This window comes from Thauera sp. SDU_THAU2, assembly GCF_038260575.1.
Lineage (GTDB): Bacteria > Pseudomonadota > Gammaproteobacteria > Burkholderiales > Rhodocyclaceae > Thauera.
Genome location: NZ_JBBWUN010000003.1, coordinates 4,459,051 through 4,485,008, shown reverse-complemented (window position 1 = coordinate 4,485,008; position 25,958 = coordinate 4,459,051). Strand labels below are relative to the sequence as shown.

General features: G+C 66.8%; 26 protein-coding genes, 3 tRNA genes, 1 pseudogene and 1 riboswitch. Of the genes and pseudogenes, 19 read left to right on the top strand and 11 right to left on the bottom strand.

Annotation, left to right across the window (positions count from 1 at the left end):
* Window positions 1–111: 111 nt before the first annotated feature.
* Both AAFL97_RS22685 and AAFL97_RS22680 read right to left on the bottom strand, forming a co-directional pair.
* Entirely contained in the window at window positions 112–1,032 is a 921-nt protein-coding gene (locus AAFL97_RS22685; protein WP_341646850.1) for a branched-chain amino acid ABC transporter permease, read from the bottom strand.
* A 111-nt stretch (window positions 1,033–1,143) separates the two neighbouring features.
* Complete coding sequence (locus AAFL97_RS22680) at window positions 1,144–2,304, bottom strand: ABC transporter substrate-binding protein (RefSeq protein ID WP_341646849.1); 1,161 nt, start codon at window positions 2,302–2,304, stop codon at window positions 1,144–1,146.
* 271 nt (window positions 2,305–2,575) lie between these two features.
* Between AAFL97_RS22680 and ruvA the strand changes: the two genes are divergently transcribed.
* From ruvA to AAFL97_RS22660, 4 genes are all read left to right on the top strand, one after another.
* On the top strand, window positions 2,576–3,175 hold the full coding sequence (gene ruvA / locus AAFL97_RS22675) for a Holliday junction branch migration protein RuvA (protein WP_341646848.1): 600 nt from the start codon (window positions 2,576–2,578) through the stop codon (window positions 3,173–3,175).
* Between the two features lie 146 nt (window positions 3,176–3,321).
* Window positions 3,322–4,140, top strand: coding sequence for a THxN family PEP-CTERM protein (locus tag AAFL97_RS22670; protein ID WP_341646847.1), 819 nt, complete (start codon window positions 3,322–3,324; stop codon window positions 4,138–4,140).
* A 92-nt stretch (window positions 4,141–4,232) separates the two neighbouring features.
* Window positions 4,233–5,288: a Holliday junction branch migration DNA helicase RuvB gene (gene ruvB, locus AAFL97_RS22665; RefSeq protein WP_341646846.1), complete on the top strand. Its 1,056-nt coding sequence runs from the start codon at window positions 4,233–4,235 to the stop codon at window positions 5,286–5,288.
* A 12-nt stretch (window positions 5,289–5,300) separates the two neighbouring features.
* A complete protein-coding gene (locus AAFL97_RS22660; RefSeq protein ID WP_341646845.1) occupies window positions 5,301–5,660 on the top strand; it encodes a hypothetical protein in 360 nt (119 codons plus the stop codon).
* A 42-nt stretch (window positions 5,661–5,702) separates the two neighbouring features.
* Here the strand turns inward: AAFL97_RS22660 and AAFL97_RS22655 are convergent, their stop codons facing one another.
* From AAFL97_RS22655 to AAFL97_RS22630, 6 genes are all read right to left on the bottom strand, one after another.
* Window positions 5,703–6,251: a hypothetical protein gene (locus AAFL97_RS22655; protein WP_445954549.1), complete on the bottom strand. Its 549-nt coding sequence runs from the start codon at window positions 6,249–6,251 to the stop codon at window positions 5,703–5,705.
* Between the two features lie 189 nt (window positions 6,252–6,440).
* Window positions 6,441–7,382: a tyrosine recombinase XerC gene (gene xerC / locus AAFL97_RS22650; RefSeq protein WP_341646843.1), complete on the bottom strand. Its 942-nt coding sequence runs from the start codon at window positions 7,380–7,382 to the stop codon at window positions 6,441–6,443.
* Window positions 7,383–7,403: 21 nt separating this feature from the next.
* Window positions 7,404–8,042, bottom strand: coding sequence for a DUF484 family protein (locus tag AAFL97_RS22645; protein ID WP_341646842.1), 639 nt, complete (start codon window positions 8,040–8,042; stop codon window positions 7,404–7,406).
* Between the two features lie 114 nt (window positions 8,043–8,156).
* A complete protein-coding gene (gene dapF, locus AAFL97_RS22640) occupies window positions 8,157–8,990 on the bottom strand; it encodes a diaminopimelate epimerase (protein ID WP_341646841.1) in 834 nt (277 codons plus the stop codon).
* 94 nt (window positions 8,991–9,084) lie between these two features.
* On the bottom strand, window positions 9,085–9,957 hold the full coding sequence (locus AAFL97_RS22635; RefSeq protein WP_341646840.1) for a lysophospholipid acyltransferase family protein: 873 nt from the start codon (window positions 9,955–9,957) through the stop codon (window positions 9,085–9,087).
* A complete protein-coding gene (locus tag AAFL97_RS22630; protein WP_341646839.1) occupies window positions 9,954–10,805 on the bottom strand; it encodes a lysophospholipid acyltransferase family protein in 852 nt (283 codons plus the stop codon). The genes AAFL97_RS22635 and AAFL97_RS22630 overlap by 4 nt, the downstream gene beginning before the upstream one ends.
* A gap of 314 nt (window positions 10,806–11,119) precedes the next feature.
* Between AAFL97_RS22630 and metK the strand changes: the two genes are divergently transcribed.
* Window positions 11,120–12,283, top strand: a complete 1,164-nt coding sequence (gene metK / locus AAFL97_RS22625; protein WP_341646838.1) for a methionine adenosyltransferase — start codon at window positions 11,120–11,122, stop codon at window positions 12,281–12,283.
* Window positions 12,284–12,379: 96 nt separating this feature from the next.
* Window positions 12,380–13,459, top strand: coding sequence for a calcium/sodium antiporter (locus AAFL97_RS22620; RefSeq protein WP_341646837.1), 1,080 nt, complete (start codon window positions 12,380–12,382; stop codon window positions 13,457–13,459).
* Between the two features lie 28 nt (window positions 13,460–13,487).
* Here the strand turns inward: AAFL97_RS22620 and AAFL97_RS22615 are convergent, their stop codons facing one another.
* Window positions 13,488–15,122, bottom strand: coding sequence for a methyl-accepting chemotaxis protein (locus AAFL97_RS22615; protein WP_341646836.1), 1,635 nt, complete (start codon window positions 15,120–15,122; stop codon window positions 13,488–13,490).
* A gap of 323 nt (window positions 15,123–15,445) precedes the next feature.
* Window positions 15,446–15,548: riboswitch (S-adenosyl-L-homocysteine riboswitch) on the top strand.
* Window positions 15,549–15,661: 113 nt separating this feature from the next.
* Between AAFL97_RS22615 and ahcY the strand changes: the two genes are divergently transcribed.
* The 3 genes and pseudogenes from ahcY to metF all read left to right on the top strand — a co-directional run bounded on the left by ahcY (window position 15,662) and on the right by metF (window position 18,781).
* On the top strand, window positions 15,662–17,071 hold the full coding sequence (ahcY, locus tag AAFL97_RS22610) for an adenosylhomocysteinase (RefSeq protein WP_341646835.1): 1,410 nt from the start codon (window positions 15,662–15,664) through the stop codon (window positions 17,069–17,071).
* A 21-nt stretch (window positions 17,072–17,092) separates the two neighbouring features.
* Complete coding sequence (locus AAFL97_RS22605; protein WP_341646834.1) at window positions 17,093–17,950, top strand: TlyA family RNA methyltransferase; 858 nt, start codon at window positions 17,093–17,095, stop codon at window positions 17,948–17,950.
* Window positions 17,947–18,781, top strand: a pseudogene (gene metF / locus AAFL97_RS22600) (methylenetetrahydrofolate reductase [NAD(P)H]). Before AAFL97_RS22605 ends, metF begins: the two are co-directional and overlap by 4 nt.
* A 131-nt stretch (window positions 18,782–18,912) precedes the next feature.
* On the opposite strand, the gene AAFL97_RS22595 reads toward metF, so the two are convergent.
* Window positions 18,913–20,412, bottom strand: a complete 1,500-nt coding sequence (locus AAFL97_RS22595) for a helicase HerA-like C-terminal domain-containing protein (RefSeq protein WP_341646833.1) — start codon at window positions 20,410–20,412, stop codon at window positions 18,913–18,915.
* Window positions 20,413–20,616: 204 nt separating this feature from the next.
* On the opposite strand from AAFL97_RS22595, the gene AAFL97_RS22590 reads away from it, so the two are divergent.
* The 10 genes from AAFL97_RS22590 (at window position 20,617) to AAFL97_RS22545 (ending at window position 25,239) form a co-directional block, all read left to right on the top strand.
* On the top strand, window positions 20,617–21,342 hold the full coding sequence (locus AAFL97_RS22590; protein ID WP_263461507.1) for a YebC/PmpR family DNA-binding transcriptional regulator: 726 nt from the start codon (window positions 20,617–20,619) through the stop codon (window positions 21,340–21,342).
* 82 nt (window positions 21,343–21,424) lie between these two features.
* Entirely contained in the window at window positions 21,425–22,318 is an 894-nt protein-coding gene (locus tag AAFL97_RS22585) for a DMT family transporter (RefSeq protein WP_341646832.1), read from the top strand.
* A gap of 33 nt (window positions 22,319–22,351) precedes the next feature.
* Window positions 22,352–22,669, top strand: a complete 318-nt coding sequence (locus AAFL97_RS22580; protein ID WP_341646831.1) for a heavy metal-binding domain-containing protein — start codon at window positions 22,352–22,354, stop codon at window positions 22,667–22,669.
* A complete protein-coding gene (gene ruvC / locus AAFL97_RS22575; RefSeq protein ID WP_341646830.1) occupies window positions 22,666–23,220 on the top strand; it encodes a crossover junction endodeoxyribonuclease RuvC in 555 nt (184 codons plus the stop codon). The genes AAFL97_RS22580 and ruvC overlap by 4 nt, the downstream gene beginning before the upstream one ends.
* A gap of 96 nt (window positions 23,221–23,316) precedes the next feature.
* Window positions 23,317–23,392, top strand: a tRNA-Lys gene (locus AAFL97_RS22570).
* Window positions 23,393–23,469: 77 nt separating this feature from the next.
* Window positions 23,470–23,544: transfer RNA gene (locus AAFL97_RS22565), tRNA-Thr, on the top strand.
* A gap of 30 nt (window positions 23,545–23,574) precedes the next feature.
* A tRNA-Gly gene (locus AAFL97_RS22560) sits at window positions 23,575–23,650 on the top strand.
* A 190-nt stretch (window positions 23,651–23,840) separates the two neighbouring features.
* Window positions 23,841–24,215 (top strand): antitoxin Xre-like helix-turn-helix domain-containing protein, encoded by a 375-nt coding sequence (locus tag AAFL97_RS22555; RefSeq protein ID WP_341646829.1) that lies wholly within the window; start codon window positions 23,841–23,843, stop codon window positions 24,213–24,215.
* Window positions 24,216–24,262: 47 nt separating this feature from the next.
* Window positions 24,263–24,913 (top strand): RES family NAD+ phosphorylase, encoded by a 651-nt coding sequence (locus AAFL97_RS22550; RefSeq protein WP_341646828.1) that lies wholly within the window; start codon window positions 24,263–24,265, stop codon window positions 24,911–24,913.
* Entirely contained in the window at window positions 24,913–25,239 is a 327-nt protein-coding gene (locus AAFL97_RS22545) for a hypothetical protein (protein ID WP_341646827.1), read from the top strand. The genes AAFL97_RS22550 and AAFL97_RS22545 overlap by 1 nt, the downstream gene beginning before the upstream one ends.
* A gap of 115 nt (window positions 25,240–25,354) precedes the next feature.
* Here the strand turns inward: AAFL97_RS22545 and AAFL97_RS22540 are convergent, their stop codons facing one another.
* On the bottom strand, window positions 25,355–25,903 hold the full coding sequence (locus AAFL97_RS22540) for a hypothetical protein (RefSeq protein WP_341646826.1): 549 nt from the start codon (window positions 25,901–25,903) through the stop codon (window positions 25,355–25,357).
* Between the last annotated feature and the right edge of the window lie 55 nt (window positions 25,904–25,958).

Here is a 25,958-nt window from a genome sequence, read left to right as displayed (position 1 = left end):
GGGAAGCGCACCGCGAAGGGCCGATGTGGGTGTTCGGCCACGGCGCCGGCAGCACCTGTGGTGGCGGCCACGCGCGACGAATCGGCAGCGGGGCGATTCACGTTGTCCGCCTCATGCCCGGGCCGGGAACAGGCCGGCGGGTTTCAGCGTCAGCACGGCGGCCATCAGCACGTACATGGCGATGCCGGCCAGCGCCGGCCCCAGGTCCGCCGCCACCGAAGGCGGCAGCACCGCGCGCAGCGCCGGCGGCAGGAAGGCACGCCCGGCGGTATCGACCAGGCCGACCAGCAGCGCGGCGACGAAGGCGCCGCGGATCGAGCCGATGCCACCGATGACGATGACCACCAGCGCCGGGATCAGGATCGCTTCGCCCATGCCGATCTGCACCGAGCTGATCGGCGCCATCAGCGCGCCGGCCAGCGCCGCCAGTCCGGCGCCGAGCGCGAACACGAAAGCGAACACCGCGCCCACGCGCACGCCCATGAACTCGGCCATCTGGCGGTTCGAGGCGCCGGCGCGCACCAGCATGCCGATGCGCGTCTTGTTGACCAGCAGGTAGAGCCCGAGCGCGACCAGCAGGCCGGCAGCGATCAGCAGCAGGCGGTAGGACGGGTAAGGCAGGCCTTCGGCGAGCTGCACCGGCCCGGCCAGCGCCGCCGGCGTCGACGCCATCAGCGGCGCCACGCCCCAGATCGCCTTCACCGCGTCGTCGGCGATCAGGATGATGCCGAAGGTCGCCAGCACCTGCACCAGGTGGTCGCGCCGGTACAGGCGGCGAATCACCACCGCTTCGAGCAAGGCCGCGACCGCAACGGTGACCAGCACCGCGGCCAGCACCGCGAGCGCGAACATGCCGCTGGCCTCATGCACGCGCGCGGCGACATAGGCGCCGGCCATGTACAGCGAGCCGTGGGCGAGGTTCATGGTGTCCATGATGCCGAACACCAGCGTCAGGCCGGCGGCGATCAGGAACAGCATCAGACCGTAGCCGAGGCCGTTGAGCAGTTGCTCGAAGACGAAGATGGCATCCATCGAAGGGAAGGGAAGAAACGAAGCACTACATGGCCGGCGCCATGGCACGGACGCCCGGCCCGCACCGGGCGCCCGTCGAAGCAAGGCAGCGGGAACACTGCCCCGCCCGGATCACATCCTGCAGGCGCCGACGTAGGCATCCCGGTGGTTTTCCAGCGTGGTGCCGACCAGCTTGTTGGTCAGGCGGCCGTCGGCATCCTTGCCGACCTCGCGCAGGTAGTAGTTCTGCACCGGGTAGTTGTTGACGCCATAGGTGAAGTCGCCGCGCACCGACTTGAAGCTCGGATTCTTCAGCGCCTTCAGCACCGCTTCGCGGTCGCCCACCTTGCCGCCGACGTCGCGCACCGCGGCATCCATCGCCATCAGCGTATCGTAGGCCATCGCCGCATACACCGAGGGGTAGCGGCCGTCGTATTTCTGGCGGAAGGCGGCGACGAATTCGGCGTTGGCGGGCACGTCGAGGTCGTGCGTCCAGTGCGCGGTGTTGAGCACGCCGAGCATCGGCTCGCCGACGGCCTGGATCACGTCCTCATCGGCCGAGAAGCCCGGCGCGATCAGCGGCACGTCCTTCAGGCCGCCGCCGACGAACTGCTTGACGAAGTTGATGCCCATTGCGCCCGGCAGGAAGAAGAACACCGCGTCGGGCTTGGCGGCGCGGATCTGGGCGATTTCGGGCGCGTAGTCGATCTGGCCGAGCTTGGTGTAGATCTCGTCCTTCACCGCACCCTTGTACAGGCGCTTGAAGCCATTCAGGTGATCCTTGCCCGCCGGGTAGTTGGGCGCGATCAGCACGACGTTCTGGTAGCCCTTCTCGTTGGCGACCTTGCCGGCGGCCTCGTCGTAGGTGTCGTTCTGGTACTGGGCGAAGAACCAGGGACTGCACTTGTCGCCGGCGTAGGCGCTGGGGCCGGGGTTGCTCGACAGGTAGGGCACCTTGGCGGCGAACAGCGCCGGACCGACCGCCAGCGCGGCGTTCGAGCCGATCGGGCCGGTGAAGAAGTCGATCTTTTCACGCTGCAGGTAGCGGGCGACGAGTTGGTTGGCCTGCTCGGGGCTGCCGCCGAAATCGGTGCGCAGGAACTGCGCCGGCTGGCCGCCGAGTTTGCCGCCGAGCTTCTCGATGGCCAGCTCGAAGCCGTCGCGCGCCTCCGCGCCCAGCGCCGAGAACGGGCCGGAAATGTCCAGCGCGATGCCGACCTTGATGTCGGCGGCGTGGGCGGTGGCAGCGGCGCACAGCGCCAGGGTGGCGGCCAGGAACTTCATCTGCGGCATGGGGAATCTCCTCGATCGTTTCGACGGGACGGCATCTGTGCAGCACAAGGCAGCTCAGGCCGGGCGCAATTGCGCGAACGGGCCAGATTCTAGCCCGAGCGCACCGGCCGGCAGAAGGAAAATACCCGCCAGGCGGGCCTGAACCCATGGCCGCCCCGTTCATGGGCCCTGCGAATCGAGCTGTATGAATTTTCACCCATGGGAACAGGCACTGGCAGGCGCCACTGGTGGACTTGCCACGTTCTCATCCGCCCCGCCTGGAAGCTCGCTCATGATCGGACGCATCACCGGCACCCTGCTCGAAAAGAACCCGCCCCAGATCCTCGTCGACGTGCATGGCGTCGGCTACGAGATCGACGTGCCGATGAGCACTTTCTACGGCCTGCCGGCCACCGGTGCCCAGGTCAGCCTGCATACGCACCACGTGGTGCGCGAGGACGGCCATTTCCTGTTCGGCTTCGCCACCGACGAGGAACGCACCACCTTCCGCCAGTTGCTGAAAGTGTCCGGCGTCGGCGCGCGCATGGCACTGGCGGTGCTGTCGGGGCTGTCGGTGAACGACCTCGCGCAAGCGGTCGCGCTGCAGGAAACCGGCCGCCTGGTGAAGATCCCCGGTATCGGCAAGAAGACCGCCGAACGCCTGCTGCTGGAGTTGCGCGACAAGCTCGGCAAGGCGCTGCCGAATCTGTCCGGCGCCCGGCTCGCCGCCGCGCCGGACAGCGCACCCGACGCCCGCAGCGACATCCTGAATGCACTGCTGGCACTGGGCTACAACGAGCGTGAGGCCCTGGGGGCGATGAAAGGACTGGCTGAGGGCATCAGTGTGTCGGAGGGCATCCGGCTGGCGCTGCGCCATCTATCGAAGAGCTGAAGCGACACAAAACAACAAATTCACGAATGTCGACAAATTTTACATATAAAAGTTAATCGATAAATTTACCTAACAAAATCAATAACAAAAAATTTGGCACAGGTTGTGCTAGATGGCCTCGCAACTTCTTCCATGAGGACCACACCATGCACAAGCACGCCATTCGTCATCTCGTCACTGCCTGCGCACTGGCCCTGACCGCATCCGCTTCGTACGCAGCTCCCGTCAGTTCCTGGGACTTCGATATCGGCCTGCGCTGGGACACCACTTCCGGCGCCACCGTGTTCGGCAGCGGCAACGGTTCGCAGACCGTCAACGGTTCCCTGATCAGCTGGGGCGCTACGGGCGGCAACCACCTCAACTCCACGGCATCGAGCAGCAATGCGCGCAGCGCGCTGCAAATCGGCAATTCACCCGCGACCGGCAGCGTCGCCACCGACGGCAGCACGGCGTTGACCAACACCATCACGCATTACAACAACGCGCTGTCCAGCAGCTTCGCGACGCTGCGTTCCGCGACCCTGATCGCCGACATCCTGCTGACTCCCGAAGGCAACAGCTCCATGCCGGCGATGCAGAACGTCTTCGAGATCAACTTCGTCGAAACCACCAACACTGCAGGCACCTGCCTGCCGAACAGCAGCACGGTCTGCGACGACGTCTTCGTGCTGGCCTTCGGCGCGCTCAACTATGAGTTCGAGTTCGGCGGCTACAGGTACTACGCGAGCATCTTCGAGGCATCCGGAAACCTCAGGGCGCTGTCGGACGAAGCTTGTCAAGCCGCCGGCGCCGCCATCGGCTGTACCGGCTTCATGACCGAAGAAGGCAAGGCCACCGAAGCGCAATTCGGCTTCAAGGTCACCACGGAACCGGTGGTCGTGAGCCAGGTTCCCGAACCCGGTGCGCTCGCCCTGCTGGGCATCGGTCTGGTCGGCCTGGGTGCCATGCGCCGCCGCCGCGCCTGATCACCGCTGCGCTCGTAGCAACGAGGACGGGGAGCTTCGGCTCCCCGTCCTCGTTTTCTGTCGCCGAAGCGGCCATCGGCTAAACTGCCACCATGATCGAGACCGACAAACTGCGCGCCGGCAGCCCCGAGCGCCTGATCTCCGCCCAGCCCGCCGACCGCCAGGAAGACGCGATCGAGCGCGCGCTGCGGCCCAAGCGGCTGGCCGAATACGTGGGCCAGGCCAAGATCCGCGAACAGCTCGAAATCTTCATCCAGGCCGCGCGCCGCCGCGGCGAGGCGCTGGACCACGTGCTGCTGTTCGGTCCGCCCGGCCTGGGCAAGACCACGCTGGCCCACATCGTCGCCGCCGAAATGGGCGTCAACCTGCGCCAGACGTCCGGCCCGGTGCTGGAACGCGCCGGCGACCTGGCCGCGCTGCTGACCAATCTCGAACCGCACGACGTGCTGTTCATCGACGAAATCCATCGCCTGTCGCCGGTCGTCGAGGAAATCCTCTATCCCGCACTGGAAGACTTCCAGATCGACATCATGATCGGCGAAGGACCGGCGGCACGCTCGGTCAAGCTCGATCTGCCGCCCTTCACGCTGGTCGGCGCCACCACCCGCGCCGGCATGCTGACCAACCCGCTGCGCGACCGCTTCGGCATCGTGTCGCGGCTGGAGTTCTACACGCCGGAAGAGCTCGGCTTCATCGTCGGCCGCTCGGCACGGCTGCTCAACGTCGAGATCGACGATCCGGGCGCGCTGGAGATCGCCCGCCGCGCGCGCGGCACGCCGCGCATCGCCAACCGCCTGCTGCGCCGCGTGCGCGACTATGCCGAGGTGAAGGCAAACGGCCACATCAGCGCCGCGGTGGCCGACGCTGCGCTGGGCATGCTGGACGTCGACGCCCTCGGGCTGGACCTGATGGACCGCAAGCTGCTATCGGCGATGCTGGAAAAATTCGGCGGCGGCCCGGTCGGCCTCGACAACATCGCCGCCGCGATCGGCGAATCCACCGACACCATCGAGGACGTCATCGAGCCCTACCTGATCCAGCAGGGCTATCTGCAGCGCACGCCGCGCGGGCGCATGGCGACGCATTCGATCTGGCAGCATTTCGGCCTGGCACCGCCGCGCATCGGCGGCGATCTGTTCGGCGCCTGAGCGGCATCCGGCATGCGCTCGCTGCAGGTAGCGATGTTCATGTTGTGCCTGCTCGGCGGCCTGTTCCTGCTGACGCAGGCGCCGGCCTTCTTCATGCCCGGCCGCAACCCCGCCATCGGCCTGCAGTTCGACGCAGCATCCTCGCGCCTGCTCGGCGCCGGCCTGCTGGTGCTCGCTGCAGCGGGCGGGCAATACCTGCGGGCCATGTATTATCACGGCACAAAACGCAGGCCGGCCGGCACAGCTGCGCAGCAGCGCCGCTATTCAGCCGTGCTGCTGCTTGCAGTGGCGCTGATCGGCAGCGCGCTCTGGAATGCGGAACCCGGCGCCAATCCGGACTACCGGGCGCCTGCCGCCGTGACCGCACCGTGATCGGGGCATACACACGCACACGCCGGCCCATCCCCGACAGGCTCAGGCATCGGCGCCGATGCCCGCCGCCTTTCCCTGCGCGGCCTTGCGCACTCCGCCGTATGCGGGCATCAGCTTGCGGGCACGGTCGGCGGCATCCATCAGTTCGACCAGTTCACGCGAACTGAGAAGCGAGCCGAAATGCTTGATGGCAGCTTTGGTGATGAACAGGTGGCCATTCTCCCGGCGCTCGATCCATCCCAGTTCGACCAGGCGGCCGATCTTCCTTCTCACCGTCTCGCGCGGCAGATCGGTCGCCGCCGCGATGGAATAGGCATTGCACGGGCGCATACGGCAGCCGTCGAACCAGAACGAGTCGAGCGCAGGGTTCGAAGATGCCTCCGGCATGTCGTCGACCCACTTGCTGTCGTGCTCCAATACCCCTATATTATGCAAGGCGATTTCGCCCAACAGTATCGGCAGCAGGATGTCGCGATCGAATTCCTCGAACCAGCGACGCAAGTTACGAATCTGATGACGGACGAGCAGCAAGGCCACGGCGCGCGTGGCGCAAAGCGAAGATTCCAAGGTCGGCTTCCCGGCATCGGCCATACCTTCCCGGATGAAGAGCGCCTTGGGGACGGCTTTGTTTGACATGAACTCCTGAGCCAACGGACGTTGCCGGATTGGCTATATACCGTTCTTATAATAACCGGTGGAGCATAACCCAGCGCTTTGCCAGCAACATATCCAAAAGTCCCCAATTTGGGTAAATGGGCAAGAACTGGCACCTACGTCCGTTTATTTGCGTGCGCGCGGATGTGCCTTGTCGTAGACCTGTGCAAGATGCTGGAAGTCAAGATGAGTATAGACCTGCGTGCTCCGAATGCTGGCATGGCCGAGCAATTCCTGGACGGCCCGCAGGTCCCCGCTCGATTGCAGCAAGTGGCTGGCGAAGCTGTGCCGGAGCATGTGCGGATGGACATGCACGCCCAGCCCGCTCTGTCTGGCCCGCTCTGAAAGGCGGCTGCGGATGCCGCCCGGCGACAAGCGCGAGCCCGTGCGCGAAACGAAGACGGCACGTTCGTGCCGCGGGGCGATGGAATCCCGCACCGCCAGCCAGGCGCGCAAGGCGTCCAGCGCCTTGCCTCCCACCGGCACGCTGCGCTGGCGCTGGCGCTTGCCGGTCACGGTGACCATGGCCTCGGCGAGATCCAGCCCACCCCCGACATCGAGCGACGCCAGTTCGGCGAGCCGCAGGCCGGACGAGTAGAACAGCTCGAACATCGCCTGATCGCGGATGTCGAGCACGCCATCGCCTGTCTCGCCGTCGAGCAAGGCCTGCGCCTGATCGGGAGACAGCGCGCGCGGCAGGGTCGCAGCCGATTTCGGCGCCTGGATGCCGTCCACCGGATTGGCCGCCAGCCCCTGGCGGCGGACGAGCCAGCGATAGAAACCGCGCCAGGCGCTGAGGTGGCGCGCAATCGAACGCCCCGTCAGCCCTTCGCCATGCAGGCGGGCGACGAAGCGCCTGATGTCGTGCGGAGCAAGCGCGGTCGCCTCCCTACCGTCGGCGAGGCGCAGCAAGGTCTGCAGATCGCGGCGATAGGCCCGCAGCGTCAGCGGCGCCGCGCGGCGCTGGCTGGCAAGCCAGTCCAGCCAGGCTTCCACTTCGGGCGGCAGCGGCACGCAAACCTCTACCGGCCCGGCCTCCACGCTCGCATCCTGGCGCCCGTCGGCCATCTTGCCGCCTTGCCGGCCTGGTCAGGCGCGCCCGGCCGACAAGGCGGCAGCCGCCAGATCGCCGAGACGGCCCAGGTAAAGCGTGCCCATGTCGGCATAGAAGCGTTCGGCTTCGGCGCTGCCCAGCGCGAGCACGCCGAAAGCGGCGCCCCCGCGCCGCAGCGGAATCAGCGCGACCGAACGCACATGCGGCGCGACTTCGCCGAAGCAGGCCAGCAATTCCATGTTCTCGGGCGCACCGCAATAAGGATTGCGCAGGGCGTCGAGCTGGCGGCGCAGCGGCTCGCCGAGACTGGAAGCATCACCGTCCAGGCCCCAGGTCTCGAGTGCGACGTGCGGCACCGAAAAATCTTCCTGCAGGCTGCCGACCAGCACGCGGCGAACGGCATCCGTACTGCCGGCCTCCATCAGGGCGAGGGCAAGGCGATGCACCTTGGCGCTGATGTCGTCGTTTTCCTCGCCGAAACGGATCAGTTCGGCGAGCTTCAGTTCGAGCTGGCGAATCTTGTCGCGCAGTGCGTGCAACTGGCGCTCGGCGAGCGAGATGGCCTGGCCGCCGTGCTGCGGATGCGGCACGGTGAGCCGAGTGAACAGCTCGCCGTGCTGGGCGAGGAAATCGGGGTTGTCGCGCAGATAACGGGCGACGTCGTCAGCATTCATGTCCATCACTCCGGCCGGGCGTACGAGCCGCCCGGCATCAAGGATTCGGCAAACCATGGCGGGCCTTCGGCCACGCCTGTAGTCGGGAGCGCCCGGCCGGGGGAGCCGGTTCCCTCAGTCCAGTTCCATCTCGCCTTCGAAAACGCTCACCGCGGGTCCGGTCATCAGCACCGGCGTATCCGGCCCGGCCCAGGCGATCTCGAGCTCGCCGCCCCGGGTCTCGACCCGTACCGGCGACTCCAGCAGGCCGCGCAGCAGGCCGGCGACCACCGCCGCGCAGGCCCCGGTACCGCAGGCCAGGGTTTCGCCGGCACCGCGCTCGAACACGCGCAGGCGCACGCGATGCGGCTCGAGCACCTGCATGAAGCCGGCGTTGACCCGCGCCGGGAAGCGCTCGTGGCGCTCGATCAGCGCGCCCTGTTCCGCCACCGGCGCGGCATCGACGTCGGCGACGACCTGTACCGCGTGCGGGTTGCCCATCGACACCGCGGTGATCGCCACCGTGACCTCGCCCACCGGCAGCGGCTGCACGACCGCGTCGGAATCGGACAGGAAGGGAATCCGGGCCGGCGCCAGCTCGGGCACGCCCATGTCGACGGTGACCAGGCCGTCTTCGCGCAGGCACGGGGCAATGATGCCCGAGCGCGTCTCGACGCGGATCTCGCGCTTGTCGCTGAGGCCCTTGTCGTGCACGAAGCGGACGAAGCAGCGCGCGCCATTGCCGCACTGCTCCACTTCGCCGCCGTCGGCATTGAAGATGCGGTAGCGGAAATCGACGCCCGGCTGGCTCGCGGGCTCGACCACCAGCAACTGGTCGCAGCCGACGCCGAAATGGCGGTCGGCAATCGCCCTGACACGGGCCGGCGTCAGCTCGACCGGCGCCCGCGTGGCGTCGATGACGACGAAATCGTTGCCGAGGCCGTGCATCTTGGTGAAACGCAGCTTCATCGCAATCCAAAGGGAGAGAAAATAAAGAGGCAGCAAGACGCCCCTGGCCGGCGATTGTCCTCCAGCCCGCCGCTCAGCGTCCACCGGCGATGTGTCAGTAGATGCGCGGCTCGCCTTCGGGCCGGGTCTTGAAGCGGCGATGGACCCAGTAGTATTGCTCGGGCATCGTGCGCACCACGCCTTCGAGCCAGGCGTTCATGCGCCGGGTATCGGCCTCGACGTCGTCCGAGGGATAGTCCGCCCACGGTTCGCCCAGTTCCAGCACGTAGCCGGCGCCGCCGGGCAGCATGCGCACCACGCTCGGCATCACCGCCGCGCCCGCCAGCCGCGCCAGCCGCGGCAGGCCGGTGATGGTGGCTGCCGGGACGCCGAAGAAAGGCACGAAGATCGACTCCTTGCGACCGTAGTCGAGGTCCGGCAGGTAATACAGCGGCCGGCCGGACTTCATCGCCTTCACGGTGGCGCGCACACCGTCGGTGCGGGCGAGCAGCAACTGGTCGTTGAAGCGGCTGCGGCCGTGATGCAGCCAGTGGTCGAAGACCTTGTTCTTCTGCGGCGCATAGACGCTGACGAAGTCGCCTTCCATCGACAGCCGCGTGCCCGCCATGTCGAGGCCGACGAAATGCGGCGTCAGCAGGATCACCGGCCTGCCGGCGTCCTTCAGTGCCTGCAGGCGCTCCAGCCCGTCGATGCGCACCAGCCGGCGCAGGCGCTCGGGGCTGGCCCACCACGCCAGGCCGCGTTCGAGCACGCTGCGGCCGTTGACGGCGAAATGGCGCCGCGCCAGCGTGCGGCGTTCGCCGTCGGACAGCTCGGGAAAGCACAGCCTCAGGTTGGTCAGCACCACCTTGCGCCGCGGCGCCACCACCACGTAGAGCAACAGGCCGAAGGCTTCGCCGATGCGCGACAGCAGCGACAGCGGCAGCCAGTGCAGCAGCCAGAACAGGCCGATGGCGAGGCGGCTCATGCTTCCCCCTCGCCGCCCCGCGGCTGCTTGTAGCGGTTGTAGCCCCACAGGTACTGCTGCGGGCACTGCAGGATGATGCGCTCGACTTCGCGGTTGATGATCGCCGCATCCGTATCCGGGTCGCCGGTCAGCGCCTCGGTCGGTGCCTGCAGGCGGAACAGGTAGCCTTGACCGTGCGGCAGACGTTCGGCCCAGGTATAGATCACGCGCACCCCCTTCACCGCCGCCAGCCGCGCCGCCAGCGTCATCGTCCACGCCGGCTTGCCGAAGAAGGGCGCCCACACCCCTTCGCCTTCGCCCGGCACCTGGTCGGGCAGCATGCCGACCGCCTCGTGGCTGCGCAGCGTCTTCACCAGCTTGCGCACGCCCGACAGGTCGGCCGGCGCGGTGCGCATCTGGCCGCGTGCCCGGCCCGCCTCCATCAACGGCTGCAAGGCGGACTTGCGCGGCGGACGATAGAGCACGGTGATCGGAATCTTCGCCGCGATGCACTGCGCGGTGATCTCGAAGCAGCCCAGGTGCGGCGTGATGAACAGGATGCCGGCGCCGTCCGCGCGTGCCTGCTCGACCAGTTCCCAGCCTTCGGTGCGCACCGCACTGGCGACGACTTCCTCGGCCGGGCGCAGCCAGATCCACGGCAATTCCATCGCCTGGCGGCCGGCTTCGGCGACCGCGGCGCGCAGCACCGCCTCGTCCTCGCGGCCGAGCGCATTGAACAGGTTGGCACGCAAGCGCCGCGCATAGGACGGCGAGGTGCGATAGACCAGCCAGCCGGCCCAGCCGCCCAGGCGGTGCAGCCAGGACAGCGGCAGGCGCGACAGAAGACGAAACGAAAGATCGACCAGCACGTCGGAATCGGGTCCGGAAACAGGGAAGAAGGAGCAGGCGCGAAGGCTTCGCGCCCAGGCGTGTGCATGCGGTCACGCCGCACGCAGGGCCGAATGCTTACATACCCGGCGATCCCGGTCTATAATCGCGGCTCACCGCCGAGTTAAATCGACAACTTGCAGGGCGGGCGCAACGACCGGGCAAACGGGCCCGAAACAGGTCGACCTTGCGGAAATACTGCTAAAGCGTCGGCTGCCCGACAAAATCCCCGGAGCTGGCCGCAGACGCAAGTCATTGGCTGATCGGGGATTTTTTGTTTGTGGAGCAGTACGACATGGCTGAATTTCTGTTTACTTCCGAGTCTGTTTCCGAAGGCCATCCGGACAAGGTGGCGGACCAGGTGTCCGACGGCGTGCTCGACGCCATCCTGGCCGAAGACCCGAAGGCGCGCGTCGCCTGCGAAACCCTGGTGTCGACCGGCCTGGTGGTGATCTCGGGCGAAATCACCACTTCCGCCCACCCCAACTACCGCGAGATCGCGCAGGAAGTCATCCGCCGCATCGGCTACGACAACTCCGACATCGGCTTCGACTACAAGAGCTGCGCGGTGCTGGCGGCGATCAACCGCCAGTCGCCCGACATCGCCCAGGGCGTGGATAACGCCAACGACGACCCGCTCGACCAGGGCGCCGGCGACCAGGGCATCATGTTCGGCTACGCCACCACCGAAACCCCCAGCCTGATGCCGCTGCCGATCTATTACGCGCACCGCGTCATGCAGCGCCAGGCCGAAGTGCGCAAGGACGGCCGCCTGCCCTGGCTGCGGCCGGATGCCAAGAGCCAGATCACGGTGAAGTACGTCGACGGCAAGCCGGTGGCGATCGACACCGTGGTGGTGTCGACCCAGCACGACCCCGACGTCAGCCAGTCGCAGATCCACGAGGCGGTGGTCGAGCTCATCATCAAGCCGGTGCTGCCCAAGGAGCTGCTCCAGGGCAACGTACGCTACCTGGTCAACCCCACCGGCCGCTTCGTCGTCGGCGGCCCGCACGGCGACTGCGGCCTGACCGGGCGCAAGATCATCGTCGACACCTACGGCGGCGCTGCGCGCCACGGCGGCGGCGCGTTCTCGGGCAAGGATCCCTCCAAGGTCGACCGCTCGGGCGCCTATGCCGGCCGCTACGTGGCGAAGAACATCGTCGCCGCCGGCCTCGCCGAGCGCTGCGAAGTGCAGGTCGCCTACGCCATCGGCGTCGCCCGCCCGGTGTCGCTGATGGTCAACACCTTCGGCACCGGCAAAATTGCCGACGAGAAGATCGTCGAACTGGTCGGCAAACACTTCGACCTGCGGCCGAAAGCGATCATCCAGACGCTCGACCTGCTGCGCCCGATCTACTCCCGCACCGCCGCCTATGGCCACTTCGGCCGCGACGAGCCGGAGTTCGGCTGGGAGCAGACCGACAAGGCCGCCGCGCTGAAGGCCGACGCCGGGCTGTAAGGGTGTAAGCAATTACAAGCAACGGCCGCCCCGCACGGGTGGCCGTTGTTATTCTTGCGCCCAGCCCACCTCGCCATCCTAGTCCCGCAGTTGCCCATGCTCGACCACCTCCTTCTGCTCGCTCTCGGTCTCGTCATCCTCGTCGTCGGCGCCGACCTCCTGGTGCGCGGCGCTTCGCGGCTGGCAGTGTCGGTGGGCATCTCGCCGCTGGTCGTCGGCCTCACCGTGGTCGCTTTCGGCACCAGCGCGCCGGAACTGGCAGTGTCGATGGGCGCCACGCTCTCCGGTTCACCCGATCTGGCCATCGGCAACGTGGTCGGCAGCAACATCGCCAACGTCCTGCTCATCCTTGGCATATCGGCGCTCATCACCCCCTTGATGGTCGCCGAACAGATCATCCGCCAGGAAATCCCCATCATGATCGGCGCCTCCCTGCTGCTGCTGGTGATGGCACTGGACGGCGGCATCAGCCGCGTCGAAGGCGGTGTGCTGTTCGCGCTGGTCGTAGCCTACACGGTGTTCCTGATCCGCCAGTCGCGCAGCGCATCAGCGGCAGCGGAAGACGAATTCGCCGGCGAGATCCCCTCATCGAACTGGGACCGCCACTGGAGCGTGCAGATCGCGCTCATCGCCGTCGGCCTGGGGCTGCTGGTCCTCGGCGCCGACTGGCTGGTGGAGAGCGCGGTGGCACTGGCCAAGGCCTTCGGCGTGAGCGACCTGGTGATCGGCCTGACCATCGTCGCGGTCGGCACGTCGATGCCGGAGATGGCAACCTCGGTGGTCGCCGCGCTGCGCGGCCAGCGCGACATCGCGGTGGGCAACGTGGTGGGCAGCAACGTTTTCAACATCTTCGCGGTCATCGGTGCCTCCGGCCTGGTGGCATCGGGCGGCTTGCCGGTACCGGAAGCGGCACGCAACTTCGACCTGTGGGTGATGCTCGCGGTGGCTTTCGCCTGCCTGCCGATCCTGATGACCGGACGCGAGATCGCACGCTGGGAAGGCGGCGTGTTCCTTGCCTACTACGCCGCCTACACCGCCTGGCTGGTGCTGTCAGCCCAGCAGCCCACCGCGCTGCCGGCCTTCTCCGGCGTCATGCTCGGCTACGTGATACCGCTGACCGTCATCACGCTGATCGTATCGGTGGTGCGCCACAATGGACGCACGCCGCAGGCCTGAACCCGGTTCGGACGCCGGCCTCGCGACTTCAGGCCTGCACGCGAAAACGCCCCACCGTCCGTTCGAGCGCACCGGCCAATGCGGCCAACTCTTCCGCGCGATCCAGCGAATCCCGGGTGGCGCCGTGATTGGCCTCGCTCATGCGGGCGATCTGCTCGACACTGCCGGCGATGTTCGTACTGACCTGACGCTGCTCCCCCAGCGCCACATCGATCGAGCCGACGGCCTCGCGCACGCGAACGGCACCGCCTTCGATCGCCGCCACGGCGACCCACGCCCGTTCGGCGCTCTCGGCCCCCTCGCCCGCCAGCTTGCACCCTTCCTCCATCGTCTGGACGGCCTGGCGCGCACTGGCCTGAACACGCTCGATCATGGAATTGATTTCGTGTGTCGACTGCTGCGTCCGTTCGGCGAGCTTGCGCACCTCATCCGCAACCACGGCAAAACCCCGCCCCTGTTCGCCCGCCCGCGCCGCTTCGATCGCGGCGTTCAACGCCAGCAGATTGGTCTGCTCGGCGATCCCCTCGATGACCTGCGCGATGTTGGAGATGCTCTCGGCGCTGACGCCGAGATCCGCCACCACCGCCGCAGAGTCGCTCATGCGCTGGGCAACCTGGCCGATCACCGTCACGGCCCCGTTGATGATCGCGACGCCGTCCCGCACCTGCCGCTCGGAATCTCCGCTCAAGCGACCCGCATCCCCGGCATGCTCCGCAACCACGGCAATGCTGGTGCTGAGCTGTTCGACCGCGGCAGCGATCGACTGCGCCGCATCGGTCTGGGCCAGCGACGCCGTGGCGACTTTCTCTTCGTTGTCGCGCAGCAGCGCCGTGGCACGCACGAGGCGCACGGCATCGGCGCGGATGTTGCATATGGTGGTTTCTAGTCCGGCCTGCATCTCCCGCATCGCTGCGAGCACGCTCTGCGCGCTGCGGCCTTCCACCGCGACCGGCTGCTGCAAGTCGCCATCGGCAATGCGACGGGCGACCTGCGCCGCATAGACCGGCTCCCCACCCAGGCGGCCGAGCAGGCTGCGAGTCACCAGCACCGACGCCAGAACACACACCAGTAACGCTGCCCCGCCCAGCGCCGCCACGACCATCCGGCTGCGCTCCAGCGCCTGGACCGATTCGACCCGCATGCCGGCCGTCAATTGCTCGAGGTGCGCGATCTGCTTCAGCAGCCCGGCGCGGATCTCGCGCCAGACCGGCGTCTCGCTGCGCACCAGCAGCTCGCGCGCGCCTTGCGAATCGCCGGCGCGCACGCTTTCGATCACCTGCGCCTGCAAGGGCGCCCAGCGCTGGGCGATCTTCTGCATCTCCGCCGCGGCTCCGGCGCCGCCATCGAGCACCCGGGCGTGCTGCACGACACGGCCGAAGGCCTCGTCGAACTGCTTCCTCGCGCCGTCGAAGTTCTCATAGGCCTTCGGGTTGGCGGGATCGAGCACGATGTTGCGCAGCGCCTGCCCCATCTGGAGCCCGTTCGCATACGCGCGCATGACGTCGCGCTCGACCGCCAGCTCGGTATCGATGAAGCCGGACAGCCGCGCGCCCCCTGCCTGCATCTGCCACAGCGCGGCGCCCAGGGCGAACAGCAGCAAGCCACAGGTTGCCGCCGCCAGCAGTACCAGCTGCGACCGGACGGAAAGTGTCTTCAGTGCCATGTGTCTCCTCTCATGCCTCCGCCAATGGCGATCCGATGCCACTGGAGCGGAGGCTCAAGAATGATGAAATTAGGAAATTCTGATGGGCGATATCGGCAGACCGGGCAGAATCTGTAGGCGCGGCATGGCTGCGCCCTTGCACACCGCGCAGAATCCGGCGCCAATCCGGCGATCGCCGAGCCTCCGGACGAGAACGCCAGGGCATCCACCTCGATGTGCGAACCGGTCTTCGTCAATGGGCGGGCGCTGGCGGATCATCTCGCTCGCCTTGCCCGAGACACCAGGCGCGCACTCCCCCGCCAGTCGCCGTATAATGTTGTCCTTGTTCCGAGGAGCGCTGCGAGGCGCCGGGCCGTCCAGCCCAGGCCCCCAGGCTCGGAAACCCGCGGCTCGCTGCCGCGGCGGTTTGAACGGCGCTCGCCCGAAACACCTTCGTGTGTCGTCCGAAGGCGTTTCTCCCCATAACCCTGCCGGGTTCGGGATGCCGGGTGAGCCGCACGCCATGCCCCTTCCCTCCCGGCCATAGCACGGAGCATCACATGAACGCTGTGGCTGATTTCAAGGATTTCGTCGTCGCCGACCTGTCGCTTGCCGACTGGGGCCGCAAGGAAATCCGCATCGCCGAAACCGAAATGCCCGGCCTGATGGCGATCCGCGAGGACTACGCCGCCAGCCAGCCGCTGAAGGGCGCGCGCATCACCGGCTCGCTGCACATGACGATCCAGACCGCGGTGCTGATCGAGACGCTGACCGCGCTCGGCGCCGAAGTGCGCTGGGCCTCGTGCAACATCTTCTCGACCCAGGACCATGCCGCCGCCGCCATCGCCGCCTCGGGCGTGCCGGTGTTCGCGGTCAAGGGCGAATCGCTCGAGGACTACTGGAACTACACCCACCGCATCTTCGAATGGGCCGACGGCGGCTACTCGAACATGATCCTCGACGACGGCGGCGATGCCACGCTGCTGCTGCACCTGGGCGCGCGCGCCGAGCAGGATCTGTCGGTGCTCGACAAGCCGGACAGCGAAGAAGCCGAAGTGCTGTTCGCCAGCATCAAGGAAAAGCTGAAGACCGATCCGAGCTGGTATTCCACCCGCCTGGCGCAGATCAAGGGCGTCACCGAGGAAACCACCACCGGCGTGCACCGCCTGTACCAGATGCACGCCCGCGGCGAGTTGAAGTTCCCGGCGATCAACGTCAATGATTCGGTCACCAAGTCCAAGTTCGACAACCTGTACGGCTGCCGCGAATCGCTGGTCGACGGCATCAAGCGCGCCACCGACGTGATGATCGCCGGCAAGATCGGCGTGGTGCTGGGCTACGGCGACGTCGGCAAGGGCTGCGCCCAGTCGCTGCGCGGCCTCGGCGCCACCGTGTGGGTCACCGAGATCGACCCGATCTGCGCGCTGCAGGCGGCGATGGAAGGCTTCCGCGTCGTCACCATGGAAGAAGCCGCCGCGCTCGGCGACATCTTCGTCACCACCACCGGCAACGTCGGCGTGATCACCCACGATCACATGAAGGCGATGAAGAACAACGCCATCGTCTGCAACATCGGCCACTTCGACTCCGAGATCGAAGTCGCCAGCCTGCGCCAGTACCAGTGGGAGAACATCAAGCCGCAGGTCGACCACATCATCTTCCCCGACGGCAAGCGCATCATCCTGCTGGCCGAAGGCCGCCTGGTGAACCTGGGCTGCGCCACCGGCCACCCCAGCTTCGTCATGAGCAACTCCTTCGCCAACCAGACGCTGGCGCAGATCGAGCTGTTCGCCAAGACCGCCGAGTACCCGGTCGGCGTCTATGTGCTGCCCAAGCAGCTCGACGAAATGGTCGCCCGCCTGCATCTGAAGAAGATCGGCGCCAGGCTGACCGTGCTGAGCCAGGCCCAGGCCGACTACATCGGCGTGCCGGTGGCAGGGCCGTACAAGCCCGAGCACTACCGCTACTGAGCACATCGTGGGGCCGTCCGCATGAGCATGAACTCCTTCCATGCCCGCCAGGGACGGCCGCGCCAGCCGGCGGAAGCCAGGACGCCGGCCGAGCGCCACGGCATGCTGCGTGCCGACCAGTTGCTGGTGGCGCGAGGGCTTGCGCCTTCGCGCACCGCCGCGCGGGCACTGATCGAGGCAGGCCTCGTCAGCCATGAAGGCCAGCCGCTGGCCAAGCCGGCGCAGGTACTGCCGCCCGATGCCCAATTGACGGTGGCAGCGGACGACAGCGACCGCTTCGTCTCGCGCGGCGCGCTGAAGCTCGAAGGCGCGCTGGCGCACAGCGGACTCGACGTGCATGGCGCAATCTGCCTCGACGTCGGCCAGTCGACCGGCGGCTTCACCGACTGCCTGCTGCAGGCCGGTGCGGCGAAGGTGGTCGGCGTCGAAGTGGGCCACGGCCAGCTTCACCCGCGCCTGGCGGCCGAGCCGCGCTGCGTCACGCTCGAAGGCATCAATGCCCGCCATCTGGACGCCGCTGCGCTGGGCGAGCATTTCCCGCCGCAGGGTTTCGACCTGCTGGTGTGCGACGCCAGCTTCATTTCGCTGACGCTGCTGCTGCCGCAATGGCCCGCGCTGCTGTCGCTGGACGGCCATGTGCTGGCGCTGGTGAAGCCGCAGTTCGAAGTCGGCCCGCAAGGCCTCGGCAAGGGCGGCATCGTGCGCGATGCCGCGCTGTATGCCGGCGTCGAGGCCAGGCTGCGCGCCGCCGCGCACGAGGCCGGGCTGATCGTGCTCGACTGGTTCGATTCACCGATCACCGGCGGCGACGGCAACCGCGAATTCTTCTTCCACGCCATCCGTGCATCCGGTGGCAAAACCGATTCCGACACAGCATGAACCACACTGAAATCTCGATCGAGTTCTTCCCGCCCACCACCGCCGAAGGCGCGGGAAAAACTGCGCACCACGCGCGACCGGCTGGCAGCGCTGAAGCCGGCCTTCTTCTCCGTCACCTACGGCGCCGGCGGCTCCACCCGCGAACGCACTTTTGCCACCGTAAAGGAAATCGCCGCCGCCGGTTTCGAGGCCGCGCCGCACCTGTCCTGCGTCGGCTCGACCCGCGACAGCATCCGCGAGATCCTGCAGGAGTACGCCGAGGCCGGGATCCGCCGCATCGTCGCGCTGCGCGGCGACCTGCCCTCGGGCGTGGGCGATGCAGGCGAGTTCCGCTACGCCAACGAACTGGTGGAATTCATCCGCGCCGAGACGGGCGACCGCTTCTCGATCGAAGTGGCGGCCTACCCCGAATGGCATCCGCAGGCGCGCAGCCCGAAGGACGACCTGCTCGCTTTCAAGCGCAAGGCCGAAGCCGGCGCCAATTCGGCGATCACGCAGTATTTCTACAACTTCGACGCCTACCTGCACTTCGTCGACGAGGTCCGCAAGATGGGGCTCGACCTCCCCATCGTGCCCGGCATCATGCCGATCGGCAGCTTCAGCAAGCTGGCACGCTTCTCCGATGCCTGCGGCGCCGAGATTCCGCGCTGGATGCGCCGCAAGTTCGAGGCCTTCGGCGACGACAGCGGCTCGATCCGCGCCTTCGGCCTCGACGTGGTCACCGAGCTGTGCAGCAAGCTGATCGCCGCCGGTGCGCCCGGCCTGCACTTCTACAGCATGAACCAGGCGGCCCTGACCACCGAGATCTGCAAGCGGCTGGATCTGGCCTGAAGCCGGGGCGCCCAGCCGCAATAAGCTTTCCGGAGCGACTTTACGCTCAGCGCGGCAACACGGCCGTTTTCGCGGCTAAAGCCGCTACGAAAGCTTGGCCGGCATGACAGTACTTCAGCCAATCGGACTCGTCAGCGCTTGCCGCCGAGCAGCGAGCCGAGCAGGCCGCGCACGATCTGGCGACCGAGGTTGCTACCCACGGTACGCGTCACCGTCTTGGCGGCGATCTGCACCAGGCCGTCACGCTGGCCGCCACGCGGACCGGTGGTGCCGAACAGGATGTCGTTGAGCATGTTGCCGTTGTCGTCGCTGCCGGCAGCGCCCGGTTTCGCCGGTGCCGCCGCGGTCTTGCTGTCGGCCTGGGCACGCAGGATTTCGTAGGCCGATTCGCGATCGACCGCCTTCTCGTAGTGGCCGTAGATGACCGAGCCGGCGATCGCCGCCCGGCGTTCGGCTTCGCTCAGCGGTCCGAGGCGCGAATCCGGCGCGATGACGAAGCAGCGCTCGGTGATCTGCGGCCTGCCCTTTTCGTCGAGGAAGGACACCAGCGCTTCGCCCACGCCCAGCTCGGTGATCGCCGCCGCGGCGTCGAAAGCCGGGTTCGGCCGCATGGTGTCGGCGGCGGTCTTCACCGCCTTCTGGTCGCGCGGGGTGAAGGCGCGCAGCGCATGCTGGACGCGGTTGCCGAGCTGGCCGAGCACGGTCTCGGGCACGTCGAGCGGGTTCTGGGTGACGAAATAGACGCCGACGCCCTTGGAGCGGATCAGGCGCACGACCTGCTCGATCTTCTCGATCAGCGCCTTGGGCGCATCGTTGAACAGCAGGTGGGCTTCGTCGAAGAAGAACACCATCTTCGGCTTGTCGGGATCGCCCACTTCCGGCAGCTGCTCGAACAGTTCGGACAGCATCCACAGCAGGAAGGTGGAGTACAGCTTGGGCGAGTTGTACAGGCGGTCGGCGGCGAGCACGTTGATGACGCCGCGGCCGTCGGCATCGGCCTGCATCAGGTCGGCGATGTCGAGCATCGGCTCGCCGAAGAACAGGTCGCCGCCCTGCTGCTCCAGCGCCAGCAGGTTGCGCTGGATGGCGCCGATCGACGCGGTGGAGATGTTGCCGTACTCGGTGGTGAAGCGCTTCGCGTTCTCGCCGACATGCTGCACCATCGCGCGCAGGTCCTTGAGGTCGAGCAGCAGTAGGCCGTTGTCGTCGGCGACCTTGAACACCAGCGTCAGCACGCCGGTCTGGGTATCGTTGAGATTCAGCAGGCGGGAGATCAGCAGCGGCCCCATGTCGGAGATGGTGGCGCGCACCGGATGGCCCTGCTCGCCGAACACGTCCCAGAACACCACGGTGTTGGCGCGCGGCGTGTATTCGTCGATGCCGATCGCGGCCAGGCGCTGCATCAGCTTGTCGGATTTGGTCCCCGCCGCGCCGATGCCCGACAGGTCGCCCTTGACGTCGGCCATGAACACCGGCACGCCGATGGAAGCGAAGGATTCGGCCAGCTTCTGCAGCGTCACCGTCTTGCCGGTGCCGGTCGCGCCGGTGATCAGACCGTGGCGGTTGGCCAGGCGCGGCAGCAGGTGGACTTCCTTGTCGGCGGTCTTGGCAATCAGCAGCGCTTCGGTCATCGCATCACTCCGGAGTGGTCATGTGGTCGGCGGGGCACCCGCATCGCGCCCGAGTTTATCAGGCCGCCAGCGGCACCGGCGACGGCCGATGGCAAGCCGAAACAGCACAGCGACGAGCGCAGGTGATGCGCGGCGTGCGGCCGGGCGCCAGCGGGTTGGACTACTGCGCAACTTTCAACCGCTTACGGCAGTATCGAGGGTCTTATGGCTGGTCATTCGAAGTGGGCCAATATTCAGCACCGCAAGGGGCGCCAGGACGAGAAGCGCGGCGCCGCGTTCTCCAAGCTGGCGAAGGAAATCACCGTCGCCGCCAAGATGGGCGGAGGCGACCCCAGCTTCAACCCGCGCCTGCGCCTGGCGGTGGACAAGGCCAAGGGCATCAACATGCCCAAGGACAAGATCGACAACGCGATCAAGAAAGGCACCGGTGAACTCGAGGGCGTCAGCTACGAGGAAACCCGCTACGAAGGCTACGGCATCGGCGGCTCGGCGGTGATGGTCGACTGCCTGACCGACAACAAGACCCGCACCGTCGCCGACGTGCGCCACGCCTTCTCCAAGTACGGCGGCAACATGGGCACCGACGGCTGCGTGGCCTTCCAGTTCAAGCACTGCGGCCAGTTGCTGTTCGCCCCGGGCACCGACGAGGACACGCTGATGGAAGCGGCGCTCGACGCCGGCGCCGAGGACGTTCTCACCAACGACGACGGCTCGATCGAAGTCATCACCGGCCCGTGGGAGTTCACCACGGTGAAGGAAGCGCTGGAACAGGCCGGTTTCACCGCCGAATTCGGCGAAGTGACGATGAAGCCGGAGAACGTCATCGAGCTGTCCGGCGACGAGGCCGTGCGCATGCAGAAGTTGCTCGACGCACTGGAGTCCCTCGACGACGTCCAGGAGGTCTATACCTCGGCGGAGATCGGCGAGTAAGCTGGCGGCCTTCGACCGCACGCACCCGACAGCGGCGCCCGGCGCCGCTTTCTTTTCCGCTGCCCCAGCCCCCCCTCCGACCATGCCGTCCACCGCCTTTTCTTCGCCCTGGGTCCAGCGCCTGACGCCGCTGCTGTTCGTGCTGCTGTGGAGTACCGGTTTCATCGGCGCCAAGTTCGGCCTGCCCTATGCCGAGCCGCTGACCTTCCTGGCCGCCCGCTACGTGCTGGTGATCGCGCTGATGACGGCGCTGGCGCTGCTCATGCGCGCGCCCTGGCCCTCCAGTCCGAGCGAAGCTTTCCACATCGGCGTCACCGGCCTGCTGGTGCATGCGCTGTACCTGGGCGGCGTGTTCATGTCGATCGACCGCGGCCTGCCGGCCGGCGTGTCGGCGCTGGTGGTCGGCATGCAGCCGCTGCTGACCGCGGCCTGCGCCGGGCTGCTGCTGGGCGAACGCGTGTCGCCGCGCCAATGGGCAGGACTGGCGCTGGGCTTCGCCGGCGTCGGCCTGGTCGTCGGCAGCAAGGCGACGGTGGACGGCGTGACATCCGAGGCCCTGCTGCACATGCTGACACCGGCGCTGGCGGCGCTGCTCGGCATCACCGCCGGCACGCTGTACCAGAAGCGCTTCTGCCCGCGCTTCGACCTGCGCACCGGCTCGGTGGTGCAGTTCGTGCCGACGCTGGCGGTCACCGCGCTGCTCGCCAGCCAGACCGAAACGATGGCCATCGACTGGAGCGGCGACTTCATCTTCGCCCTGCTGTGGCTGGTGCTGGTGCTGTCGCTCGGCGCGATCAGCCTGCTCAACCTGCTGATCCGCAGCGGCAGCGCGGTCAATGTCGCCAGCCTGTTCTATCTCACGCCGCCAACCACCGCACTGATCGCCTGGGCGATGTTCGGCGAGACGCTGAGCGCCATCGCGCTCGCCGGCATGGCCGTGGCAGTGGCTGGCGTCTGGCTCGCCCGCAAGGGCTAGAATGCGGTTTCCCCCCAAAGCGGAGAACAGATCATGCTGATGACCACCACGTCCACGCTCGAAAACCGCCCGGTGCGCCAGTATCTGGGCGTCGTAAACGGCGAAGCCATCATCGGCGCGAACATCTTCAAGGACATGTTCGCGTCGATCCGCAACGTCGTCGGCGGCCGCGCCGGCGCCTACGAACGCACGCTGTCCGACGCCCGCCGCATCGCGATGAACGAGATGGAAGCGGAAGCGAAGAAGCTCGGCGCCAATGCGGTCATCGGCATCGACGTCGATTACGAAGTGCTGGGCGCGGACAACGGCATGCTGATGGTGTGCGTCAGCGGCACCGCCGTGCAGATTTGAGCAAGGCCGCCGCCTCGCGCAGCGTCACCACCCGCATCCTCGGGCTGGACCCGGGGTTGCGCATCACCGGCTTCGGCCTGGTTGACCAGCTCGGCAGCCAGCTCCGCTACGTCGCCAGCGGTTGCATCAAGACCGCCGACGGCGAACTGCCCGGCCGCCTCAAGACCCTGCTCGACGGCGTGCGCGAGGTCATCGCCACCTACCAGCCCGACGTCGTCGCGGTCGAGAAGGTCTTCGTCAACGTCAACCCGCAGTCCACGCTGCTGCTGGGACAGGCGCGCGGCGCGGTGATCTGCGGTGCGGTGTCCTGCGAACTGCCGGTGGCCGAATACACCGCGCTTCAGGTCAAGCAGTCGGTGGTCGGCTACGGCAAGGCGGCCAAGGAACAGGTTCAGCACATGGTGCAGCGCCTGCTCGCGCTCGATGCCTGCCCCAGCCCCGACGCCGCCGACGCGCTCGCCTGCGCCATCTGCCATGCCCACGGCGGACAGGGGCTCGCCGGCCTGGCAGGCGTCGGTACGCGGCGGCGTGCGGGCCGCATCCTCGCCTGAGCAAAAAATATCCGCGCGGATGTTGCGCCGGGCAGGAAGCCTCTCTATAATTCGCGGCTCTTGATCGACGGAAACGCCGATCCGCCGCAAGGCACCGGGGGTATAGCTCAGTTGGTAGAGCAGTTGACTCTTAATCAATTGGTCCAAGGTTCGAGTCCTTGTGCCCCCACCAGACAACATGAAAGGCCGATTCGCAAGGGTCGGCCTTTTCAATCCCGGCTCTGAACGAGCCGGGAACAGGCAGGAACTGCCCATGTGGCTCAGTGGTAGAGCACTCCCTTGGTAAGGGAGAGGTCGGCAGTTCGATCCTGCCCATGGGCACCAGGCAACTGCCTGGCCAGCCAGAGGTTTTACGCGGGAATAGCTCAGTTGGTAGAGCGCAACCTTGCCAAGGTTGAGGTCGCGAGTTCGAGACTCGTTTCCCGCTCCAGTACGGCGCAGCCGCAGGGTTGCAGAAAAAAGGAGCTTCGGCTCCTTTTTTCGTTTCCGGACACTGCGAGCCAGATTATCTCCTCGTACGAAGCGCACACCGGCTGCAAGGCTTCAATTTTCCGTGAAAATATTCGGCATCTGATCAATAATATTTCCACAGAAATCGCCGCACCCAAAAGGGGAACGCCATGAAGCAAGGCATCGTGACAAAAGCCGATCCCGGTGAAGTGCTGGCAAAAGCCACGGCCAGAGCGGGCCGCTTGCTCGGGCTTTCAGGCGCGGCGCTCGCGCGTACCATCGGCGTCAGCGAACCGACCGTCTCACGCATCCTGAAGGGCGACAAGCGCATCGACCCGGAATCGAAGGAGGGCGAGCTGGCGCTGCTTCTGGTGCGCGTGTACCGGTCGCTGGATGCGCTGGTGGGCACGGACGACCAGAAGCGCCTCGCCTGGATGAACAGCCCGAATGATGCGCTCGGTGGAGAGCCCCGCAAGCTGGTCCAGAAGGCCGAAGGGCTGGTCGCCGCGCTGAACTACCTCGACGGCATGCGGGCACCCTCGTGACGTCCTGGGACTCGCGGTGGTTCGACGGCTCGATAGCCGTGCGCAGCATGAATGCGTGGCGCGGTGTCGAAGCGCAGCACGTGGTATCGACGATGCGCCTGGTGGATACGCCGGAAGAACAGGACCTGCTGGAATCGCTGCTGGAAGGCAGCAAGCCGGCGCTGCCGCACACGGCCCGTCCCAAGCATTACCTGCTGATCACCCCGTTCCGCTACAACCCCGCCCACGCGAGCCGCTTCCGCCCGCCGAGGTCGAAGGGCCAGTGGTACGGCGCCGAAAACATCTACGGCGCCTGCGCCGAAGTCGCATACTGGCGCCACCGCTTCATCATCGACAGCATGGGCCTGCAGGACGAAGTACTGCTCACCGAGCATAGTTTCTTCCGGGCCAGGATCGAGGGAACATCGATCGACCTGATGTCCGAACCCTGGGTACGGGCGCACACCGCATGGACGCATGGCAGCGGCTACGGCGCCACCCACGCCGTGGCCGCCGCTGCCCGGGAACGCGAGGTGCAGTGGCTGAGCTACGAGTCGGCGCGGGCTCCGGCGGAGCGCTGCGCCGTGGTATTCGACCCGGATTGCCTGTTCGAACCCGGCGCCTCGCTCGACCGAACGATCCAGCGCTGGGCCTGCAAAGCCTCCCGGAGCTCGGTGATGCTCACCGGGAACGGCCAAAGCTTCGTCTGGAATTTCTGATGCCGACCAACGAGGACTGGAACTGGGTGCAGCTCATGCTGATGCAGGGACTGCTGGGTGCGATTTCTCCCAACCTCAGGAGGATCGTGCTGTGCCACGAGCACGGCCAGTGGGTGATCGAAGCCACGCTGCGCGAGCACTGCCCTGAAGACGTGGAAGAAATTCGCGACGTGGCCGACGAGACTTCCATCTTCATGGAGGACTTGCACGGCGTCCTGACGCCGGCCGCCCAGAAGGGCATCGGCTGCAGCTTCGTGATCGACGCCGGTTTTCTGCCCGTCGTCCAGGACGAAATCAGACGGACGGTGTTTCTCGAGAAACAATGATCGGGCCGGCGATTCCGCTGCCGGCCGGGATGAAGTTCGCCGCGAGCCTGATGCTGACGGCGGCGCATCAACACGCCTCGGAAGCCGGCAACCGCCGGCTCGCTGCGATGAAGCATCAATACTCGTTCCTGCCGAGAAACTTCTTGTCGACCACCTGCCAGACCCCTTGCTGCATCTCCAGCGTGTATCGATACCGGCTGCTGGGAAAATTGTTGGCATCGTTCCCGGCAAGCTCGGACGAAACGACGACGAATTGCCTGTCGCCCGTCCTCTGCAGTTCCCTGATGAACCTCGGATTGACCTCGCTGGCGAAGCGCTCGCCGAAAGCATGGTTGGTCCGGACCATGAACGGCCTCGAATCCGAATGGCGTCCGACTTCGCTGACGAACCAGGAGGACGTGCCCGCGCCGCGATTGCAGCCCATGTCACCGCCCCACAGGATGTAGTAGGTGGCGCTGCCGATTTCCTCGTCGCGCTCGATGGTATGGACGTTCTTGAGCAATTCCCTGGCGGACTTGTGGCCGCGGAAGGTGGTGTCGCACGCCACGGTCTCCGAATGCTTGATCAGCAGGCCCAGGGCTTCCAGCCTTTCTTCCGCCTCGGTGCCGGCATGGGACAAGATGGGGACGGCGAACAGCAAGGCGGGCAGAAGGACGCGCTTCACGATGGACCTCTCCGTGGATCGAGACACGCGAGAGAGTACCGTCGCCGATCGCCTC

What these genes read in the sequence shown, in the direction of transcription:
- AAFL97_RS22550 (WP_341646828.1), top strand. Translation starts at nt 24,263, where the DNA reads ATGAATGCGTGGCGCGGTGTCGAAGCGCAGCACGTGGTATCGACGATG.
- AAFL97_RS22585 (WP_341646832.1), top strand. Translation starts at nt 21,425, where the DNA reads ATGCCGTCCACCGCCTTTTCTTCGCCCTGGGTCCAGCGCCTGACGCCG.
- AAFL97_RS22670 (WP_341646847.1), top strand. Translation starts at nt 3,322, where the DNA reads ATGCACAAGCACGCCATTCGTCATCTCGTCACTGCCTGCGCACTGGCC.
- dapF (WP_341646841.1), bottom strand. Translation starts at nt 8,990, where the DNA reads ATGAAGCTGCGTTTCACCAAGATGCACGGCCTCGGCAACGATTTCGTC.
- AAFL97_RS22685 (WP_341646850.1), bottom strand. Translation starts at nt 1,032, where the DNA reads ATGGATGCCATCTTCGTCTTCGAGCAACTGCTCAACGGCCTCGGCTAC.
- AAFL97_RS22605 (WP_341646834.1), top strand. Translation starts at nt 17,093, where the DNA reads ATGAGCATGAACTCCTTCCATGCCCGCCAGGGACGGCCGCGCCAGCCG.
- ahcY (WP_341646835.1), top strand. Translation starts at nt 15,662, where the DNA reads ATGAACGCTGTGGCTGATTTCAAGGATTTCGTCGTCGCCGACCTGTCG.
- ruvB (WP_341646846.1), top strand. Translation starts at nt 4,233, where the DNA reads ATGATCGAGACCGACAAACTGCGCGCCGGCAGCCCCGAGCGCCTGATC.
- metK (WP_341646838.1), top strand. Translation starts at nt 11,120, where the DNA reads ATGGCTGAATTTCTGTTTACTTCCGAGTCTGTTTCCGAAGGCCATCCG.
- xerC (WP_341646843.1), bottom strand. Translation starts at nt 7,382, where the DNA reads ATGGCCGACGGGCGCCAGGATGCGAGCGTGGAGGCCGGGCCGGTAGAG.
- AAFL97_RS22545 (WP_341646827.1), top strand. Translation starts at nt 24,913, where the DNA reads ATGCCGACCAACGAGGACTGGAACTGGGTGCAGCTCATGCTGATGCAG.
- AAFL97_RS22660 (WP_341646845.1), top strand. Translation starts at nt 5,301, where the DNA reads ATGCGCTCGCTGCAGGTAGCGATGTTCATGTTGTGCCTGCTCGGCGGC.
- AAFL97_RS22635 (WP_341646840.1), bottom strand. Translation starts at nt 9,957, where the DNA reads ATGAGCCGCCTCGCCATCGGCCTGTTCTGGCTGCTGCACTGGCTGCCG.
- AAFL97_RS22615 (WP_341646836.1), bottom strand. Translation starts at nt 15,122, where the DNA reads ATGGCACTGAAGACACTTTCCGTCCGGTCGCAGCTGGTACTGCTGGCG.
- AAFL97_RS22555 (WP_341646829.1), top strand. Translation starts at nt 23,841, where the DNA reads ATGAAGCAAGGCATCGTGACAAAAGCCGATCCCGGTGAAGTGCTGGCA.
- AAFL97_RS22580 (WP_341646831.1), top strand. Translation starts at nt 22,352, where the DNA reads ATGCTGATGACCACCACGTCCACGCTCGAAAACCGCCCGGTGCGCCAG.
- AAFL97_RS22655 (WP_445954549.1), bottom strand. Translation starts at nt 6,251, where the DNA reads ATGGCCGATGCCGGGAAGCCGACCTTGGAATCTTCGCTTTGCGCCACG.
- ruvA (WP_341646848.1), top strand. Translation starts at nt 2,576, where the DNA reads ATGATCGGACGCATCACCGGCACCCTGCTCGAAAAGAACCCGCCCCAG.
- AAFL97_RS22680 (WP_341646849.1), bottom strand. Translation starts at nt 2,304, where the DNA reads ATGCCGCAGATGAAGTTCCTGGCCGCCACCCTGGCGCTGTGCGCCGCT.
- AAFL97_RS22595 (WP_341646833.1), bottom strand. Translation starts at nt 20,412, where the DNA reads ATGACCGAAGCGCTGCTGATTGCCAAGACCGCCGACAAGGAAGTCCAC.
- AAFL97_RS22645 (WP_341646842.1), bottom strand. Translation starts at nt 8,042, where the DNA reads ATGAATGCTGACGACGTCGCCCGTTATCTGCGCGACAACCCCGATTTC.
- AAFL97_RS22620 (WP_341646837.1), top strand. Translation starts at nt 12,380, where the DNA reads ATGCTCGACCACCTCCTTCTGCTCGCTCTCGGTCTCGTCATCCTCGTC.
- AAFL97_RS22590 (WP_263461507.1), top strand. Translation starts at nt 20,617, where the DNA reads ATGGCTGGTCATTCGAAGTGGGCCAATATTCAGCACCGCAAGGGGCGC.